We start from the raw sequence: 20,414 nt of genomic DNA on the forward strand, positions 1-20,414 counted from the left end.
TAAAACATCGGCATTTTTTGATCCGGTAATTGAAAAATTCAAAAACAAAACTGTATGAAACAAATTTACCTAAGATTAACCAAGCAGATGATCAGACTGTTTAGCAAGAGCCGTTTGATAAGGAGTCGGCTGCCGGCGGTGATGGTCATTTCTTTAGTGGCTGTGTCATGTAAAATTGATGACTTCTCCGATGATTTAGGAAATAATGTGGCCCCCACTCTGGCTATTATTTCCCCCGGCGATACCGCCAATGTGAATGAGGGGTTTTCTGTCAGGCTTAGGACTGAAGACGAAACCCCCGGTTTGAGTATTGCATCCATTATTTTGAGGGATGAATCAGGATCTACTGTTTTATCACTAACTGAAACATTGATAGGGGTGCTGGATACTGCTGAGTTTACTATAGAGCCCGATCAGCTATCTGTGGGAGCATATAGCCTTACCGCCATCGTAGAAGATACCGAAGGTGTCAGGACCGAAGCAGATACCGTTTTTTTTGGCAGTCCCTTCAAATCAGTACAATCTGACATGTACATATTGGGCTCGCTGAACGGTTGGGCAGCAAATGACTCCGACCTCAGGATGACCCTGGTCGGTGATTACACCTGGGAAATTTTGGATGTTTCAATTTCCGCTGCAGATGAATTCAAATTTGTCAATACCCCGGATTTTTCAGGTACAGACTGGACTGATCCGGAATGTGACGGTATAGCAGATGAAGAAGGAGGGGGCGCCAACATTGCCTGTGGGTTTAACGGGGTCTTTGACATCAGATACAACGACCTGACCTTTGAGTATGCTGTGGAAGGGGAGCCGGTGTTTTTATCTAACCAAGCGCAAATGTTTGTGCTGGGCTCTATGAATGGTTGGGGGGATAATGACCCTGATCAGGCCATGACCCTGATTGCTGACCATACGTGGCAGGTAACGGGAGTGATCATGACATCCGGCGGCCAATTTAAGTTTGCCAACACACCAAACTTCCAGGGTACGGATTGGTCTGACCCTGACTGTGATGGAGTGGCCGATGAAGAAGGGGCATCAGACAACATCGATTGCTCATTTGAAGGGACGGTTACGATTACCTTTAACGATGAGACTTTCGAATATTCCGTGGCTAATTAACCCAAAACTTAAAGACTTTAAACATATGAAATTGAATACAGTAATTCATGGGGTATGCTTCTTCATTTGCCTTATGCTGGCAGAACAGACTTTTGCCCAGGAGAATACCGTAACCGGTAAGATAACCGATGCGACAACAGGAGAAGGCCTGCCGGGTGTAAACATCCTGATCAGAGGCACTTCGGCCGGCGCAGTGACGGATATCGAGGGAAATTTTTCACTCAGAGCACAACCAACAGATGTACTGAACATATCCTTTGTTGGCTATATAACACGTGAAATTGAAGTGGGATCACAAACGGTCATCAATGTAGCTTTGGAACCGGACATCCAGTCATTGCAAGAGGTGGTGGTGATCGGCTACGGTGAGCAAAAAAAGGAAGATGTAACCGGTGTGGTGACAGCGGTCAATTCGGAAAGCTTTAACAGAGGAGCCATCGTTTCTCCTGATCAATTGGTCACAGGTAAGGTGGCAGGCGTTCAGATAACCTCCAACACCGGGGAGCCAGGGGGACAAACTTCCATTCGTATCAGAGGAGGTACCTCCGTAAATGCAAGCAATGAACCCCTGTATGTTATCGATGGTGTTGCCATTGATAATTCTCCCCACAACCCAGGGGGCTTTTCTACTGGCAGAAATCCATTGAATTTCCTGAATCCTGATGACATTGAAACTTTTACGGTGTTGAAAGACGCATCTGCCGCAGCCATCTACGGGTCCCGCGGTGCCAATGGGGTCATCATCATTACTACCAAAAAAGGCCATAAAGGAAGTGCGGGACAGCTTAGCTACAGTGGCTGGGTTTCAATCGCTGACGCCATTGACAAAGTGGATGTATTAAATGCAGGCGAATTCCGAAGCATTGTGAATGAAGAAGCCCCATTCAGAAATGAACTGTTACTCAATGCCAATACGGATTGGCAGGCAAAAATATTGCAACAAGCTGTTGGACAGAATCATTCCCTGAGCTTTACCGGTGGGGCTGAGCACCTGGGCTACAGGTTTTCCCTGGGTTATCTCAACCAGGAGGGTATCGTCAGGACCTCTGAGACTGAAAGGTTAAGTTTTTCCGCAGGCTTTAACCAGTCCCTGCTGGATGGTGACTTAATCCTTGACGTCAATGTAAAAGGATCAGCCACCAATGATCAATTCAATGACAATGGCGCCATTGGCAGCGCTATATCCTTTGCGCCGTCCCAACCCGTGTTTGATGTTAATAGTGAGTTTGGCGGATATTGGGAGTGGCCTGTAAGCTTCGGAAATTCGTTGGGTGTCAATCCTGTTTCTTTGATCGGGCAAACCCGGGACGAGGGAGAAACATTCAGAAGTATAGGGAATGTGCAGGTAGAATACAAAATCCCGGTGTTGGAAGGGCTTTCAGCGAAAGTGAATCTGGGATATGATGTCACAAGGGGGCAAAGAACGAGGTTTATACCCTTCACCTTAAGATCACAGGTTACCGACAGCGGCGAGGTGAGAAACGAAAACCTGACCAGGGTCAGCAAGTTACTGGAAACTTACCTGACGTATAAAAGGGATATTGAAAGTATCAGTAGTAGTATCAATTTCACGGCCGGTTACTCTTACCAGGATTTTAGAAATGAATTTCCTTCATCCCGGGCCTTTACCTTAAATACCAATAGCTTCGGTCCGAATAATCCTACAGTGGGTTCTCAGTTCGAGATATTCAACACAATTCTTGAAAACCGGTTGATCTCCGTTTTTGGCAGGTTAAACTACGCATTCAGGGACAAATACCTGCTCACATTAACGGTACGGCGGGATGGCTCCTCACGATTCGGCCCCTTGAACAGGTGGGGTACCTTCCCATCAGCCGCTTTTGCCTGGAGGATTATCGATGAACCTTTCATCAATGCCGGCCCGGTACTGGATGACCTGAAGCTTCGGGTGGGATGGGGTATCACCGGTAACCAGGAAATCGGTGATTACCAGTTCCTCTTTACCTACCGTCCCGGGGATCAGTTTTCCCGCTATCAGTTTGGCAGCGATTTTGTTACCACGACCCGGCCTAATGGAGCCGACCAGGGCCTGAAATGGGAAGAGACAGAATCATTTAATGTAGGGCTGGATTATGGGCTGTTTGAAGGAAGATTCACCGGGTCGCTGGAATACTACTATAAGAAAACTGACGATTTGTTATTTACCGTGGCAGTACCCGCAGGTACCAACCTCACCAACAGAATTCTGACAAACATCGGAGAACTGGAAAATGAAGGTTTCGAATTTGCAGTCAATGCCATCGCCATTGACCATCAGGATTGGCGGTGGGATATCGGCTTTAATATGGCTTATAACCAAAATGAAATTACCGGCCTTGCCGGTGATGATGATCCCAATTTCGAAGGGTTTGAAACCGGTGGAATAACCGGCGGTGTAGGCAATAACATTCAACGGCTTGCAGTGGGCCAGCCGGTGAACTCATTTTTTGTTTTCCAGCATTTACCGGATCAGAATGGCCGACCCAGGCTGGATACGTTGGATTATAATGAAGACGGCCAGCGCAACGACGCCGACATTTATGCCGATACCAATGGCGACGGAGAGGTGAATGACCTGGACAAACGATTTCTCGGGCAACCTGCCCCCGATTGGATTTTTGGGTTGACATCCCAATTGTATTACAAAAATTTTGACCTGAATTTTACCCTGAGGGCCAACGTTGGCAATTATGTATATAACAATGTTTCTTCAGCCAATGGTTTCAGGGATTTGGTGAACGGCATTGTACCCGGAAACATGCACAGGTCTGTTTTGGAAACTGGTTTTAAAGACTCACAATTCTTCTCAGATTACTACATTGAAGACGCTTCTTTTTTACGCATGGATAATATCACATTGGGATACACCATTCCAGGATTACCCCAGGGCATGAATCTGCGTATATATGGCACTATTCAAAACCTGTTTACTTTAACAGATTACAGCGGTCTGGACCCGGAAATAGGCAATGCATCGAACAACAATATCACCCCTCAATTCGGTATTGACAATAACTTATATCCGAGGGCCAGGACGTTCATCATCGGTGCCAGCTTTGGCTTATAAATTACCAGATCACTTGAATTTATAATTATTATAAATGCAAAAGTCATGAACATCATAGTTAGAATAACCTATATCTTATCAATCATCGTAGCTGTTTCCTGTACCGACCTGGATTTGGAGCCAAAAGACCTTACAACAGCAGATAAAGTATTTCAGGACCCGTCCCAATACCGAAGCTTTCTGGCTAAACTATATGCCGGACTGGCAGTCAGCGGCCAGCAGGGACCAAGTGGCCAGCCTGATATACAGGGTATTGATGAAGGATTCTCCCAATATTTGCGGGGTTACTGGAAGATTCAGCAGCTTTCAACAGATGAAGCAGTTACAAGGTGGGGCGATGAAGGAATACGTGATTTAAATGATCACAACTGGACAGCCGGCAACCAGTTTACCGAGGCTTTTTATGCGCGGATATTTTTCCAGATCGGGCTGGCTAATCAATTCCTGCGGGAAACGACCGACGACAAACTTGCGGAAAGAGGAGTAAACGATAATCTTAGGTCTGATATCCGTTCCTTCAGGGCGGAGGCGAGGTTTCTGCGGGCACTAAGTTACTGGCATGGTTTGGATTTGTTCAGGAATATTCCGTTTTTCACCGATGCAGATGGGCTAACTTCCGAGGCGCCTGAGCAGGCAGACCCGCAGACGGTGTTTGATTTTATCGAGTCCGAACTTTTGGCCATAGAAAATGAGCTGCCTGAGCCGAGAAGTAACGAATACGGCCGCGTAGACCGGGCGGCAGCCTGGGTTTTGTTGTCCAAGCTGTATCTGAATGCCGAAGTTTACCTGGGGCAATCAAAGTATACGGAATGCCTGACTTTCTGTAACAAGGTGATCGATGCAAACGCTTACACCTTAACTTCTACATACGGCCATATCTTCCTGGCTGATAACCATACCTCTGATGAAGTGATCTTCACAGTCCCCTTTGATGGCGACAACACGCGCAGCTTCGGGGGTATGACCTTCCTTACCCACATGCCGGTGGGAGGATCCATGAATGCTGCCGATTTTGGCATTGATGGCGGTTGGGCCGGCATGAGAACTACCAGCGCCCTGGTGGACTTGTTCCCCGACCCGGATGGCACTGCTGACAGGCGCTCAGGATTATTCTGGACAGATGGGCAAACCAAGGAGATTTCCGAAAGTGGTTTTCTGGATTTTACCAATGGCATTGGTGTTGTAAAGTATAGAAATGTTACTTCCACCGGTGAACCCGGTAAAAATTCCGGTCATCCTGATACGGATTTTGCCTTCTTCAGATTAGCCGATATTTACCTGATGTATGCGGAGGCCGTTTTAAGAGGAGGTACAGGAGGGGGTATGAACACCGCCCTTGACCTTGTAAACAGGATCAGGGAAAGGGCCTATGAGGGTGCGGGAGGTAATATCACTTCCGGTGAACTTACCCTGGATTTTATACTGGACGAAAGAGGGCGGGAGTTATATTGGGAATGTTATCGCAGGACCGACCTGATAAGGTTCAACCGGTTCACCGAAAATGGACTATGGCCTTTCAAAGGCGGCGCCCCCAACGGCGTCACCACCGATAAATTTCGTGATGTTTATCCCATTCCGTCCTCGGAACTTATTGCCAATACAAAACTGGAACAAAACCAAGGATATTGAGTGTGAGTGTGAGTGTGAGTGTGAGTTTGGGTTTGGGTTTGGGGGTGGATGGTTTGTGGTGTTGGAATGGTATGATAACCGGGTTATCGATAGATGTATTTTGAAATTGAAAAAAAAACTTTCTTTGATGATGAATAAATTGAAACAGGGATTGGCTATTATGTTGACAGCCTGTGTTTTGGGTATGGATGCTTGGGGGCTGGAAAAGTTAGAGCGGGTGGAACCGTCATTTTGGTGGACAGGTATGAGAAACCCTTCACTGCAACTTTTGGTTTATGGGGAAAATATCTCCGAAACGAAACCTTCGCTTCAATACGAGGGGGTTCGGATAGAAAAGGTAGTCGGGGTTGAAAATCCCAACTACCTGTTTGTTTATCTCGATATCACCGCCAATACAAAGCCTGGAAGTTTTTCCATACATTTCCGCAAAGGAAAGAAAGACTATGCCACTTTTAATTACGAACTCAGGGCAAGAAGACCTGGTTCGGCGGAAAGAACAGGCTTTACACCCGCTGATGTGATGTATCTGATCACACCCGACCGCTTTGTCAATGGAGATCCTGGTAATGACAATATGGAAGGATACAAAGAGAAAGCCAACCGTGCAAACAAAGGTGGCAGGCATGGTGGGGATATCGAGGGGATTATAGATAATCTGGATTACATTCATGATCTTGGCTTTACAGCCATTTGGTTGAATCCCGTTCTTGAAAATGATATGCCCTCTTATTCCTATCATGGTTATGCCACCACGGACTTTTACAAAGTAGACCAACGGTTTGGCACCAATGAAGCCTACCGGAATCTCAGTCTGAAAGCCGGGGAAAAAGGTATCAAAATGGTGATGGATATGATATTAAATCACTGCGGATCAGCGCATTGGTGGATGAGTGATTTGCCTGCCAGTGATTGGCTAAATTATCAAACCGGATTCAGGCAGACTACCCATCGCCGCACCACGGTTCAGGATCCATACAGGTCTGAAGTGGACTACAAAGAGTTTGCAGATGGTTGGTTTGTAGCAACCATGCCAGATCTGAATCAAAAAAATGATCTACTGGCCACTTATCTTATCCAAAACAGTATCTGGTGGGTTGAATATGCAGAACTGTCGGGAATCAGAATGGATACTTATCCTTACCCTGATATGCAGTACATGACCGCCTGGACCTGCAGGGTAATGGAGGAATATCCGAATTTGAACATTGTCGGTGAAGAATGGTCTCTTAACCCGGCCATTACTTCACATTGGCAAAGGGGAAAAGTCAATGCCAATGGCTACACTTCCTGTCTGCCGGGCGTGATGGATTTTCCCATCCAGGCCATGCTGGTTAAAGGCTTGACTGACCACGAATCAGACCATTCAGGTATGATAACCGTTTATGAAATGCTGGGCAATGATTTTTTATATGCCGATCCCTTCAACCTGGTTATTTTTCCAGATAATCATGATATGGACCGGTTTTACACACAGGTAAAAGAAGATTATAACCTTTTCAAACAAGGCATCACTTACATTTTAACCATGAGAGGCATACCCCAGCTTTACTACGGAACCGAGATTTTGATGACAAACTCCGGCCCGGGCGATCATGGGCTGATCCGCACCGATTTTCCGGGAGGATGGGATGGAGATGGCAAAGACGCATTTACCGGAGCCGGATTAACTGCCAGGGAAAAGGAGGCAAAATCTTTTATTAAAAATGTTTTAAACTGGAGAAAAACAGCCAAAGCCGTTCACCATGGAAAATTAATGCATTTTGCTCCTGAAAATGGATTTTATGTTTATTTCAGGTATACTGATAGCCACAAAGTCATGGTGATCCTGAATAAGAACGATGGGGATGTTACACTCGATCTCACCAGATTCAGACAAATCCTGGATGTCGGCAAAAAAGGAAAAGACATCATATCCGGCAAGACAATTGTGTTGAACCGGGAAATACAGGTTCCGGCCCATACGCCGATGATTATCGACATGCAATAGTTTAAGTTACTTTAATAATCTGCAATAAAGTATTATATTGGCTTGCCTTTGGAGATGAATTAACTAACCCAAGCAAGTTACCGGTATGAATACACGTAATCTTACTACTGGACTGTCGATAATTGTTGTGCTTCTGACTTTTGGTTGTCAGCCTTCTGCTGAAAAATCTACTGCGGACCAAAAGCTCAACATTATATTTGTGATGACTGATGACCACGCCTATCAGGCCATTAGTGCGTATGGCTCAAAACTTATTCACACCCCCCATATCGACCGGCTGGCCAATGAAGGGATGCGTTTTGATAAGGCTTTTGTCACCAACTCTATCTGTTCACCCAGCCGGGCTGTCATTATTACCGGAAAACACAGTCATATAAATGGTTTGAGGGATAATATCCAGGTATTTGACAGCAGTCAGCAGACATTGCCCAAACTGATGCAGGCTTTTGGTTATCAAACCGCTATCGTCGGAAAATGGCATCTGAAATCTACGCCTACCGGTTTTGATTTCTGGAAAGTTTTACCGGGCCAGGGCCACTATTACCATCCTGAATTCAGGACACCGGAAGGGATCGTCAAGGAAACCGGCTATGTTACCGATGTAATCACTGATATCACCATTGATTGGCTGGAGGAAAAACGCGATCCCGATAAACCATTTATGTTAATGTACCAACATAAGGCGCCACACAGGGAGTGGCGGCCTTCGCAGGATCACTTGTCAGACGTCGGAAAAACAAGTTATCCGGAACCTCCATCACTGTTTGACGATTACCAAAACCGTGGCAGGGCAGCCAGGGAGGCAGAAATGCGGATAAGCGATCATATGGGACTGACCAACGACAACAAGATTATGCCTGAAATAGCAGAGGCCCTTGGCTTTAGCGATTTTTTGCCCTGGTACTCGAAGGCGCATCTGAACTCCTATAACCGCATGACAGAAGAAGAAAAAGCCAATTGGGAAAGTGTTTATGGACCTATCAACGAAGATTTTAAAAATAATACCCCGCAAAACGAGGAACTGACCCGCTGGAAGTATCAAAGATATATGCAGGATTATTTGACAAGTATCCGGTCGGTGGATGAAAATCTTGGGCGTTTACTGGATTATCTGGACAGTACGGGTTTGGCAGAAAACACCCTGGTGGTGTATACTTCTGATCAGGGCTTTTATTTGGGTGAACATGGGTGGTTTGACAAAAGATTTATGTACGAGGAATCATTCCGGACGCCCCTCATTGTCAGGTGGCCGGGGATGGTCGAGCCTGGTACTGTTAATACCGACCTGGTGCAAAACCTCGATTTTGCACAAACATTTTTGGATGCCGCAGGTGCTGAAATTCCCGCAGACATGCAGGGAAGAAGTCTTTTACCCCTTTTAACAGGTCAGGCTACCGAATGGAGGAATTCCATTTATTACCACTATTACGAATACCCGGGTATCCATGCTGTAAAACGACATTACGGAGTGCGAACCGATCGTTACAAATTGATTCATTTTTATCACGACGTTGACGAGTGGGAGCTGTACGACCTGCCGGAGGATCCCCATGAGATGAAAAATGTGATCAATGATCCTGCTTATGAAGAAGTCAGGCAATCGATGATGATCGAATTGACAAAGCTTCAGCAACAATACCAGGACTCTGATGAGCTTGCTCAGCAGATATTGACTTCAGATCTCAGTTCGGATTAGGGCTGCTGCCGTTCAGGGTATTATTTTATCCTGGCCAGTTTGTTTTCAACCGCCCTCACCATCACGATCTGTTTTTTAATCGCATCGTCCTCCATGGCCTGTTGATCGAGATTATATTGAATGGCCCTTTTAGCCTTTTCAATTTCAGCCCTGTATCTGGCGATATCCTTGTGCATATCCTGATTTTTCTTTTGAAGCTTTTTCTTTTCCTTCTCCTTGTCTTTTAGCGCTTTTTTTGCCGCTTTTTCCTGTTCAGGATCGCCCACCGCAGAGGCTTCGAGTTTATATTTTTCCACTTCCTTACCCTTAATTACCTGATCAGACATATTTACCTCGATGTCGCTTTCCTTATTGATTATATTTGATTCGTTGGCTTTGATACTTTTATGTAATTTCTCGTTTTCTTTCTGTAATTTTGACAGCTTTTGTTTAAATTCTTTCAGCTTTTTTTCTTCATTTTTTAACTGTTCTGCCACTGCCGATTTATATTGCTCCACCCCAAACCTGTGCATAAATCTGCTGGCAGAGGCGACCTTGTCCCGATCATTTTCTTTATTAATAAACAGGCTGTCAACCTCAAAAAAGGCTACAACATCTACCCCTTCCTGCGTGGCTATTATTTTTCCATAGACGCCAATAGGCTCCTGATAAATTTCCGTCAGCAAAGTGCTGGCGATCCAGGTTTCATTCAGCTCTTTCTGAATTTTGGATTTGGTTTTATGCTTTATAGTTTTTTCCCACCCTTTTTGCACTGCCTTCATGTCCGTTTCGGGAATTTTGACGATTACAGCCATGTTTTCGCCTTTACTCATCATTTTTTGTTCATACTTTATTTCTACAGGATAGACCGGTAATTCAATGACTTCAACTTTTCTGTCTTCATCCTGGTTATTGACAAATCTGTCCTTCTTTTTTTCTGTAACTTCAGAAACCAGTTTATCACGCTCATCCCCGTTTGCCCCGGATTCCTGGGCTGAAATAGTAGCTGGCACGGAGAAAGAAAATATGATTATTAAAATGTATATATTTTTCATAATCTGCCTTGGTTTTGTGGATTTTTAAAGATATTAATTTTAAAAGATGCCTGGGATTCATATCTTGCCTTGGCTGCTCACATGCAAGAATTTTCGGTGGATTGCACTATTTTCCGGTTGCTTATCAAGGAATCAGAGGGTAAAAATCCATCAAAGGACTTTTTTCCGGCAGGAATATGGATTTCATAGTTTTTGTAGGGGAAATAATCCCGGTAATTAGCATCTTTGTAGTCATTTGTTCTATTGTATTACCCATTAAACCTTAGAATTCTTTATTTAAATGAGCATTACCGAGTCGTCATCAAACTATCAGGATCTGGAGAAAATGCCAACCCTTGAATTATTAAGTAACATTAACAGGGAAGATAAAACGGTAGCTTTTGCCGTAGAAAAGCAGATTCCCAGGATTGAAAAACTGGTTAATGCTATTGTGGAAAGGATGAAAGAAGGGGGCAGGCTCTTTTATATCGGGGCCGGAACCAGTGGCCGGTTAGGTATTCTCGATGCCTCGGAGTGCCCCCCAACCTATGGCGTGCCCCATGGACTGGTTATTGGTCTGATTGCCGGAGGTGACAGCGCTATCAGAAAGGCCGTTGAATTTGCCGAAGATGATTATGAGCAGGCCTGGAAGGATTTACAGGCTTTTGATGTGAATGCAAAAGATGTAGTAATTGGTATTGCAGCCTCGGGGAAAACCCCTTATGTTGTGGGCGGATTAAAAGCAGCGAAGCAAAACGGGTTATTTACCGGAGGTATCACCTGTAACCTGGAAACGGAGCTCAGCAGAAACGCAGACATTACCATAGAAGCGGTAGTAGGCCCTGAGTTTGTTACAGGTAGTACCAGAATGAAAGCAGGTACGGCCCAAAAACTGGTTTTAAATATGATTTCCACCGCTGTGATGATTAAACTTGGCCGGGTTAAAGGAAATAAAATGGTCGATATGCAACTGAGCAACACCAAGCTTGTCAAACGTGGGGTAAAAATGTTGATGGAGGAATTGTCTGTTCCTGAGGGTGAGGCAAGCAATTTACTGGAGCGTTACGGATCGGTCAGAAAGGCCATTAATGCCGTAACAAACAAGTAACTTTTGTGAGGGAGTACACATAGCGTATTCAACTAAAATTTTGATCTTAAAATTGGCAATATTAGTCAAATCCCAGGAGATAAAAACAGGCCGGGAATGCAGAAAGATTTTATTTATAGCCCCAGTACTCCATTAAAAAGAAAGAGGCTGTCTCAAAAGGGTAGCCTCTGATTTTTTTGCCAAATATTATTTTGCTTGGTTAAATTCTCACTGAGAATCGATAGAAAACAAGGGGTGTTTTACTCATATCTTGAGATAAATACCCATTCAACCTGTATCCAACAAAAGGATATTCGTTGTTAAAAAAGGCCATCTCACTTTTGAGACAGCCTCTTCAAAACATGTGCGTTAGGTAATTGTTAATGAAGAAGATTTACCATTGATTATGAAGTTAATGAATTTTACCCCTGAAGGTAACCCGGCTTTGAGGCTTTTTTTTAATTATAGCTACCAGCTCACTGGTCCAAGCTCCACAGCATCCTCCAAAATATAAAAATGTTCATCCGGATTATCGGGATTGAGCTTTAACCGTCCTCTGATTTCTACGGGTTTATCATTGTAATCGATGGGTTTAGCCATCCTGACCTGTACTACAGTCTCAGGACCCCCGACGCCACAAAAAAAACAGGCGTTTAATGGTAGCGAAGAAAACATGAAGGCTTTGGATTGGTTGGTACCTTCAAAAGGAATGATATAACCGGGCAATGTAATCTCTTGCCCTGCCATCTTTTTAACTGCTTCACTGAAAACAGGCCTATCATATGCTCCATATTCATCCTGCGCTTTTTTATATTGAATATCATATAAAACAGGCCACACCAATGATGGTATTCCGGTATAATCCTTGCTTTGTGCTTTGGTACCCGACAGGACAAAAACACTGAAACTGAATATAGAGGCGATAGTCGCATAAAACCGGTATGTTTGCATGGTGATTCTCATGAGCAGATTGACAAAGATACTATGGGAAACCATAAGATTTGCCTCATTTAACAGATTAAATGAGCTGAGATGGTAGTTTTACCCTTTGATTTTCCGGTTTGGTCGAATAAACAGGTCTTTTATGTTTTTTTTTGTGAATTTACGCAGGTTAAGGGTTACTTTTTCGATATTTTGACCATTAATGCAAAGAAAAGTACCTAAAAATTACATAAAACTTACATCCTGAATTTTAGCCGCTGAACAAGCATATACGGAAGAAGGGTTAATGGGATGAGTGATGAAATCCTTTACTCGGGATGAAGCAAAGGTCATAATAAATCATACGGAGAAGCCGTAGTGAACTTACATGATCATAATGACATTTCTAATATTTTAATCGGTTTTAATTACGGAATTGTTAAATTATAAATAAAAATATTACACTAGTCTTAATTTTAAATATATTTGTAATTCAGTCTTATTTAAAAGGGAGTGGTTTTGATCGTTTCAAATAACAATTCTTGAGGTTGGCTGCCGAAGTTTTAAATTTTAATGCAGAAAATGAACGGATTCAACCGGAAATACCTTGTAAAAAATAATTAATCGTAAGCATGTACTATTTACCGGTGTTTTACGTCTAGTAAAAAATGAGCGATTTATGATAAGAAGATTTACAGTAGTTGTATGGTTTTTTATTCTGGGGTTTCATGTAAAGGGTCAGATCATTGAAAATTTCCGTCAGGAAATCATAGGGGATGAGGTGAACATCTATTTTGATCTGATTGCCAACATTGAGGGTCAAATCTTTGAGGTGGTTTTGTATTGTTCAGATAGTACTACTTACTCCCAAAGGCTCTATTTTGCTACCGGTGATGTAGGAAAAAATGTAAAACCCGGTAAGGACAAAAGAGTGGTCTGGACCAACGAAGAGGAGTTGACCACCTATTCGTTGGAGGATCTGACCTTTGAAATCAAAGCCAACATACAAAGCTCTTCCCTATACTTTATTCATCCCAGAGATAGAAATGCAGTATTTAAAAGAGGTACAACTGAAAAAATTGAGTGGCTGGGAGGGGATATCAATGAAAGCCTGGTGATAGAGTTATACAGATATGATACGCGGCAAAAGGTGATCGCCAATACTTCCAACAAAGGCAATATTTTTTGGAACGTACCCAATGATTTACGTCCTGGCGTTAATTATCAGTTGAGATTAAGTGTGGCTAACAAACCCAGTGACCCTGTTTTCAGCTCCAAGTTTCAGGTAAGACGGAAAATACCCAATGCGCTCAAATTTATTTCGGCGGGGATTATTGTTGGGGCTACGGCCTTTTTAATTTCCAACGGGGAAGAAAACAATGAATTACCCGGACCCCCGGTAACGCCCGATTGATAAAAATGACAAACTATAATGTTTTAAATAAATATGTATGAATTAAACATCTACGACATGAATTGCAGTACTTTTTTTAGTTACAACATTCCTGACAGGGTGGTCACTAATTCATAAAAATTTTAGGAATTGATTCATAACATACCTCACAAGGGGTGGTGAAGGGATGGCATTTGAATTTTTTACTAAAATATCGAAATCAAGATTTAAGCATGCGAAATATTGTTAAAACAGTTTTGGTATTCCTGATGATGTCCCAACCGGCACTGGCGAATTGCCCACAGTTAAGAATTATGCCTTTGGGAAATTCAATAACGAGGGGGGTATTATCGACTTCTCCGGCTACTGCTACCGATATTGGCTACAGGAAAGCGCTCTATAACTCGTTAGATGGTGTTTATTCCAATTTGGATTTTGTAGGAAGTCTTTCTACGGGTGATGGGACGGGTTTTGATGAGGATCACGAGGGACATGGAGGTTGGATGGCTAATGGAATCCGTGATGAAGTTAAAACCTGGCTTAACAACAATCCCGCTGATGTAGTATTGTTGCATATCGGCGCTAATGATATTGGGATTCCTCAAAACCTTGCTGATATTGTTGATGAAGTAGCAACGCTCCTTGATAACATTGATGCGTACGAGTCTGAAAACAATACCGAGGTGGTAGTTTTTATCGCGAGAATTATCAGATTGGTGTGCTGCGGTTTTACGGGTGCTGAAACCACCGATTTTAATAGTCAAATAGCAGCCATGGTGAATCAAAGGGTTATCGATGGCGATAAACTGTACATGGTTGATCAGGAGTCGGCGCTTACCTATCCCGGCGATCTTGAGCCTGATTTGATACATCCGACTCAGGCGGCCTACGATAAAATGGCTGCTGTCTGGGAACAGGCCCTCACAAGTACCCTGGCTGTTCCATTGATTACCGATCCGGGTGCCCAGGCAGCCAATGTGGGGGAAAACTTTGAGTACCAGATTATGGCCAACGGTATATCCACACCGGCTATATCGGTGAGTAATCTTCCGACAGGAATGACCTATGATGCGGGGAATCAGACCGTTTCCTGGGTGCCGGGCGCGGGGCAGGAGGGGGCTGCATCGTTTGATGTTTTGGCTTCTAACGCGTTAGGGGATGATAATTTGACCATTAATATGAATGTGGGAGGAGCCATAGTTAATCCACCGACCAGCGCAGATGCTTCAGTGACAACCGATGAAGATGTGGCATACAATTTTGTTGGGTTACCGGTGCCGGATTTTCCTTTTACATATATTGATGGTGCCGATTTTGCAGGCATCAGGGTCGTCACCCTGCCTGTTAATGGATTATTGACAATAAACGGAGTTGGAGCCGTTGCGGCGAACGACCTGGTTGCTGATGTTACTACCCTGGTTTTTACGCCGGGCCCTAATGATTTTGGTACTTCTTACACCACTTTTACTTTTAAAGTCCGGAATAATGTAGGTGAGGAAAGTGTAGACACCTACACCATGACGATTAATGTTACTCCTGTGAATGATGAACCTCAGGTAAACAATACTACCGGGAAAACTACGTATGTGGAGTCTTCCGTGAAAACGTTTGTTGTTATTGACGGTGGCGTTACAGTCAGCGATGTTGATAATACCGATCTTAGCTCCGGAACGGTTGCCTTTACGGATACTTATATCAAAGGGGAGGATATATTGAACTTTATACAGGCGGATACTGGCATAACCGGTATATTTGATGAGGACACCGGTGTTATGGAATTGAACGGGAACCGACCGGTATCAGAATATCAGACTGTGCTTGCTTCCTTACAATATGTCAATGGTGCAGGAGTTAACCCGACCGGAGGAGACAGGGAAATTACTTTTTCAGTTTTTGATGACAACTTAACCGGCTCAGACACAAAAATAGTGACTGTGGTAACTGACAATTCACCCCCGAATTTAGTCAATGGGGACATCGACGATGTCACGGTCGAAGAAGATGCTCCGAATTTTACTATTCAGTTGTTTAATGTATTTCAAGATGCCGAAGACGAGGATGAAGATCTTGTTTTTGCCGTTGATAACAATACAAATGCTCCATTATTTAACAGCACCGACATAAACCCTACCAATGGCGTTTTGACACTCGATTTCGCCGATGATGCCTTTGGAACCGCCGATCTCACAGTGAGTGCAACGGATACCGATAACGGATCTACCAGTACAACTTTTACAGTGACCGTTAATGCAGTAAATGATAAGCCGACTACATCAGGCATACCGAATGTGGATGTAAATGAAGACGATCCCAACACTGTCATAAATCTTTGGGACCACTTTGCAGATCCGGACAATGCGGATTCTGAACTTGTTTTTTCAAAAGTGCCTCCCGATATTCCGGGATTATTTTCTAACATTATCATTAATAATGCGGCAGGGACACTCACACTGGACTACAGTCCCAACGCTCATGGCATTGCGTCCATCACCATTCGAGCCACAGATCCCGATGGATTATCAGAAGATGCCACATTTGCGGTCGATGTAGCTCCCATCAATGATGCGCCATTACTGAGTGTTATTCCCAGTCCGGCCCCCATTATTGAAGATGCGGGAGAACAAGTCATCAATCTTACCGGCATTAATGCGGGCCCCAATGAAACGCAGATCCTGACTGTGACGGCTAATACTGTTTCCACAGGACTACTCACCATCGCCCCGGTGGAATATACCAGTCCCAATAACACAGGCGTACTGAGATATACTCCCGTCGCTAATGCATCAGGCACAGCCGATATTCAGGTTTGCGTTGCCGATAACGGCCCCCAGACAGATTCTAATGTATATCAGTTTTGCAGGACTTTTACGGTGGTGGTCAATCCGGATAACGACAACCCGACCCTGGATCCGATTCCGGATCCCAGTACTATTTTTGTGAACGCAGGGGAGCAATGTGTCTCACTGTCAGGGATCAGTGCAGGTCCGGGCGAGAATCAGACACTTTCTGTTTCGGCAGGCTCCAGTAATACCAGCCTTATTCCCAACGATCCGCCAATTACTGTTAAATACACTTCTCCGGATGCCACCGGGCAGGTATGTTATACCCCTCTCCCAAATCAATTTGGATCGAGTACGATCCTGGTTACCGTTACGGATAGCGAGGGAGGAACAAGGGTAGAAAATTTTAACGTAGTTGTCAGTCCGGTAAACCAAGAGCCGACTATCGATCAGGTCAGTGATATTGTCATAGATGAAGATGCCACTCCGGATCCTTTGACCCTGACAGGTATTACTGCCGGAACAGGCGAGTCCCAGGATTTAACGTTTACGTTGATATCTGATAACACTGATTTGTTCGATCCCGAAGGCACCAGTTTGTCGGTCAACTACAATCAGGGAGACCCCGAAGGCACGCTGCTGTATACACCCATCGAGAATGCCAGTGGAGAAGCCAATATCACAATCAGGTTAACCGATACAGGTCCCGGTAGTCCACCCAATGACAACCAAAAAGAAATAACCTTCAAAATTACCGTCAATGCCATCAACGATGCCCCCACTTTAGATGAAATTCCTGATCAGGGTATCTTTGATCTCGGGGAAGAGCCATCTCCTGTAAACCTCACCGGAATCAGCGGAGGACCCAAGGAAAATCAGCCCGTCAGTATTACCTTTTCGTCTGACAACCCTTCAATTGTTGACCCTGCCAAAATATTGGTAGATTTTGATCCTGCCAATGATTTTGGCCTACTGACCTATACCATCGAACCCAATCTGGAAGGGGAAGCAAATATTACCGTATGTGTAAATGATGAAGGACCCGGCGATCCACCCAATGTGAACTCGTTTTGCCGGACATTCAAAGTTACGGTGTCCGGGGCTTCCGACCTTGAAATCACCAATGCGACCCTCACTATCAATGAAGTGAGCAGAGGGCAAATCTTTCGAGTGAATTCATCCATAAGAAATAATGGTAATGAAGTTGTTGAATCGACTTTTTTGAACTTCTATATATCCGGTGATGATGTGTTTGATGACGGTGCCGATGATTTAATCGGTCTGTTACCTATTGGCCCGATAAGTGCAGACGGTGTTGAGAAAATTCGGCGCAGTGAGGAACTAAAGGTCTCCGAAACAACTCCGGCGGGAACTTATTACATTATTGTGGTGGTGGATAAAACTAACAACATTCCGGAGTTAAATGAGGACAATAACATATTTGTAATGCAGATTGTGGTAAACAGCAATCGCTTTCCTGAAATAGCCTATAATAATGCTCCCCCGTTATTACTCACCAATGATCAATTTATTAACTACCGGGTCGTTGTAACTGACGACGAGTTAAATACGGACAATCCGGTAAAATTTTTCTACCGTGGCATATCGTCTGATAAAGAGTTTACACAGGGAAATGCCGAAGAAATCGAAGAGTCACTGTATCAGTTTACCATCGACAGGGAAGAGTTCCTGCAAGATCCAATAGGGCTTGAGTATTATTTCAATGTTACTGATATTGGCCGTTTGGTTACTCAAACTGAAGTAGCTTACACCTATGAACAGTATGCTGAACCCGGATTAATCTTTCATGATTTGAGGTATGGTGGTAGCCGTGGTGATTATCAGATGGTCTCTGTTCCATTGGTTCTGGATAATAGCTCACCAGATGAAGTCTTCGAAGACGATTTTCTCACTTATAATAAAGAAAAATGGCGATTGTTCAGGTTCCAGGGGGGTGGAAACGTTGAAAATAAAGATGGATTAGATGCCATAGATCCCGGTAATGCTTATTGGTTGATTGTTAAGAATGAACCCGGGATCCCGGTAGATACAGGACCGGGGATCACCACTCAGGTCACTAAGCAGGATCCTTTTGTTATTCCACTAAGGAAAGGGTGGAATCAAATTGGAAGCCCTTATAACTTCAACGTGTCCTGGAGTGATGTCATCAGTTTTAATAATGATCCCAACGGTGTGAAAACCGTGTTAAGAGAGTATCAACCGGGAGGTGGATATCAGGAATCGGATGTATTACGTGCTTTTGGCGGTGCATTTGTTGAGTCTGAAGTTACCATAGATATTATGATACCGGTCATCAGAAATAATAGTGTCCAAACCGGACGTTTTACCAGCAATACCGGCTCGACGCCCAACCAGCAAGGCGATTGGGAAGTTAAAATAGATTTATTAACCTCTCAGTTCAGTTCGAGGATCAATGGGTTTGGCATGAAAAACGGGGCGAGCTATGGCAATGACCGTTACGACGCATCTTCCTCCCCGGGAATTGATTTTATTAACAATATTGAATTAAAATTCGATCATCCTGAACATTTCCAAAAAAGTTTAGCCAAGGACATTCGCCCCGTTGCATCATCTGAGATTTGGGAGTTTTCGGTAGCCACCGAAGCTTCATCAGGCTTTGCCACCATGCAATGGGGCGATGTCAGTGAGCAAGTTGGCGATAAAGAACTGTACCTTTATGATATAGGGAATGGTAAAGTGATCGATATGCTGAATACCACTTCTTATGAGGTCGATTTATCTTCTTCCAGGGTCTTTAAGGCCTATTATGGCACAAAGGAGTTTATCGATGATAATTTGCAGCCCGAAAGCATCTATCTGGGGCAAAGTTATCCTAACCCATTCACCAACTTTACACACATTCCATTTACTTTAGCCAAAAATCCGGCCAATTACCAGTTGGAGTTAAGTATCTTTAACCTGATGGGACAAAAGGTCAAAGCCCTGGCTTCCGGCGAATTCGAACCCGGTTTTTATGAGTTGGAATGGAACGGTAAAAATGAAAAAGGTAATACACAACCCTCAGGAGTCTATCTTTACAAGCTGGTGGTTAAATCACAGGATGGAAATGATCAGTCTTTTCATGGAAGGGCCATATTGAGGTAGGGTAGTTTTAACTAAATACCAAAGATGTATTAAGATGAAACACCGGTGCACAGTTTTGAACAATTATGATTTATAATTTCTGCAATAACTTCCTGTTTATCAAATAGTTATTCTTGTGGCATATTAGTTGTGCTATTTTTCAAAACATTCATATCCTGGTCAATGTGTAATTACTTATGCTATGAGCATTGCTATTCAAATTCCCCAGATCTCCGGAGAACAAGAGATTGAAGTGGAGGTTAAGATTAATGGTATTAAGCAGCAATACAATTACCGGGTGGAGATCTTCTATTGGAAGGATTGCAAATCTTCCTATCACAAGCGCGTGGATTGCCTGCGAGAGATTATCGAAGGGTATGACAGTGACTGGGGTTTATATCAGACAGGCCTGCCCACTGAAGCATATGTGCCCATCACCTTCAGGAGAAAAAGGGTTAAAAATTCGTAATCAGGGTTATTGTATTTGAAAGGAAGTTGAAAATTCACCTTCAGGAATATAAGAAACTTCCCTGAATGTCACAAGATTTTGCCGGTCGATAGTCATAATGGTGGTGCACCGTGTGCCATAGCCGGGCGTCTCAATAAACATA

The 20,414-nt window shown here is 43.8% G+C and carries 11 protein-coding genes; 9 read left to right on the forward strand and 2 right to left on the reverse strand.

All coding sequences use genetic code 11. From position 1 onward, the window contains the following. Window positions 1-54 precede the first annotated feature (54 nt). The 5 genes from AC04NP_RS26640 to AC04NP_RS26660 all read left to right on the forward strand — a co-directional run bounded on the left by AC04NP_RS26640 (window position 55) and on the right by AC04NP_RS26660 (window position 9,504). The gene (locus tag AC04NP_RS26640; protein ID WP_482863124.1) at window positions 55-1,125 is read left to right on the forward strand and encodes an early set domain-containing protein; all 1,071 of its coding nucleotides are present in this window, start codon (window positions 55-57) and stop codon (window positions 1,123-1,125) included. 25 nt (window positions 1,126-1,150) lie between these two features. Then, a complete protein-coding gene (locus AC04NP_RS26645) occupies window positions 1,151-4,192 on the forward strand; it encodes a SusC/RagA family TonB-linked outer membrane protein (protein WP_482863125.1) in 3,042 nt (1,013 codons plus the stop codon). A gap of 45 nt (window positions 4,193-4,237) precedes the next feature. After that, the gene (locus tag AC04NP_RS26650; RefSeq protein ID WP_482863126.1) at window positions 4,238-5,821 is read left to right on the forward strand and encodes a RagB/SusD family nutrient uptake outer membrane protein; all 1,584 of its coding nucleotides are present in this window, start codon (window positions 4,238-4,240) and stop codon (window positions 5,819-5,821) included. A 127-nt stretch (window positions 5,822-5,948) separates the two neighbouring features. Next, window positions 5,949-7,808 (forward strand): glycoside hydrolase family 13 protein, encoded by a 1,860-nt coding sequence (locus AC04NP_RS26655; RefSeq protein WP_482863127.1) that lies wholly within the window; start codon window positions 5,949-5,951, stop codon window positions 7,806-7,808. An 85-nt stretch (window positions 7,809-7,893) separates the two neighbouring features. Further along, the gene (locus AC04NP_RS26660) at window positions 7,894-9,504 is read left to right on the forward strand and encodes a sulfatase family protein (protein ID WP_482863128.1); all 1,611 of its coding nucleotides are present in this window, start codon (window positions 7,894-7,896) and stop codon (window positions 9,502-9,504) included. 20 nt (window positions 9,505-9,524) lie between these two features. On the opposite strand, the gene AC04NP_RS26665 is transcribed toward AC04NP_RS26660, so the two are convergent. Next, complete coding sequence (locus AC04NP_RS26665; protein WP_482863129.1) at window positions 9,525-10,538, reverse strand: hypothetical protein; 1,014 nt, start codon at window positions 10,536-10,538, stop codon at window positions 9,525-9,527. Between the two features lie 280 nt (window positions 10,539-10,818). On the opposite strand from AC04NP_RS26665, the gene murQ reads away from it, so the two are divergent. Continuing rightward, window positions 10,819-11,625 (forward strand): N-acetylmuramic acid 6-phosphate etherase, encoded by an 807-nt coding sequence (murQ, locus tag AC04NP_RS26670; protein ID WP_482863130.1) that lies wholly within the window; start codon window positions 10,819-10,821, stop codon window positions 11,623-11,625. 447 nt (window positions 11,626-12,072) lie between these two features. Here murQ and AC04NP_RS26675 read toward each other — a convergent pair whose 3' ends face one another. Beyond that, a complete protein-coding gene (locus AC04NP_RS26675; RefSeq protein WP_482863131.1) occupies window positions 12,073-12,600 on the reverse strand; it encodes a DUF3299 domain-containing protein in 528 nt (175 codons plus the stop codon). A gap of 604 nt (window positions 12,601-13,204) precedes the next feature. Here AC04NP_RS26675 and AC04NP_RS26680 point away from each other — a divergent pair. From AC04NP_RS26680 to AC04NP_RS26690, 3 genes are all read left to right on the forward strand, one after another. Next, window positions 13,205-13,939: a hypothetical protein gene (locus AC04NP_RS26680; protein ID WP_482863132.1), complete on the forward strand. Its 735-nt coding sequence runs from the start codon at window positions 13,205-13,207 to the stop codon at window positions 13,937-13,939. A gap of 212 nt (window positions 13,940-14,151) precedes the next feature. Then, window positions 14,152-19,824 (forward strand): CARDB domain-containing protein, encoded by a 5,673-nt coding sequence (locus AC04NP_RS26685; RefSeq protein ID WP_482863133.1) that lies wholly within the window; start codon window positions 14,152-14,154, stop codon window positions 19,822-19,824. Window positions 19,825-20,005: 181 nt separating this feature from the next. Then, window positions 20,006-20,272, forward strand: coding sequence for a hypothetical protein (locus AC04NP_RS26690; RefSeq protein ID WP_482863134.1), 267 nt, complete (start codon window positions 20,006-20,008; stop codon window positions 20,270-20,272). Window positions 20,273-20,414: the final 142 nt, after the last annotated feature.

The organism is Agaribacillus sp. DX54 (assembly GCF_056858335.1).

Excerpts from the sequence above, each read along its gene's own strand:
- AC04NP_RS26690 (WP_482863134.1), top strand. The coding sequence starts at position 20,006 with ATGAGCATTGCTATTCAAATTCCCCAGATCTCCGGAGAACAAGAGATT.
- AC04NP_RS26640 (WP_482863124.1), top strand. The coding sequence starts at position 55 with ATGAAACAAATTTACCTAAGATTAACCAAGCAGATGATCAGACTGTTT.
- AC04NP_RS26655 (WP_482863127.1), top strand. The coding sequence starts at position 5,949 with ATGATGAATAAATTGAAACAGGGATTGGCTATTATGTTGACAGCCTGT.
- AC04NP_RS26645 (WP_482863125.1), top strand. The coding sequence starts at position 1,151 with ATGAAATTGAATACAGTAATTCATGGGGTATGCTTCTTCATTTGCCTT.
- AC04NP_RS26675 (WP_482863131.1), bottom strand. The coding sequence starts at position 12,600 with ATGGTTTCCCATAGTATCTTTGTCAATCTGCTCATGAGAATCACCATG.
- AC04NP_RS26665 (WP_482863129.1), bottom strand. The coding sequence starts at position 10,538 with ATGAAAAATATATACATTTTAATAATCATATTTTCTTTCTCCGTGCCA.
- murQ (WP_482863130.1), top strand. The coding sequence starts at position 10,819 with ATGAGCATTACCGAGTCGTCATCAAACTATCAGGATCTGGAGAAAATG.
- AC04NP_RS26680 (WP_482863132.1), top strand. The coding sequence starts at position 13,205 with ATGATAAGAAGATTTACAGTAGTTGTATGGTTTTTTATTCTGGGGTTT.
- AC04NP_RS26685 (WP_482863133.1), top strand. The coding sequence starts at position 14,152 with ATGCGAAATATTGTTAAAACAGTTTTGGTATTCCTGATGATGTCCCAA.
- AC04NP_RS26660 (WP_482863128.1), top strand. The coding sequence starts at position 7,894 with ATGAATACACGTAATCTTACTACTGGACTGTCGATAATTGTTGTGCTT.
- AC04NP_RS26650 (WP_482863126.1), top strand. The coding sequence starts at position 4,238 with ATGAACATCATAGTTAGAATAACCTATATCTTATCAATCATCGTAGCT.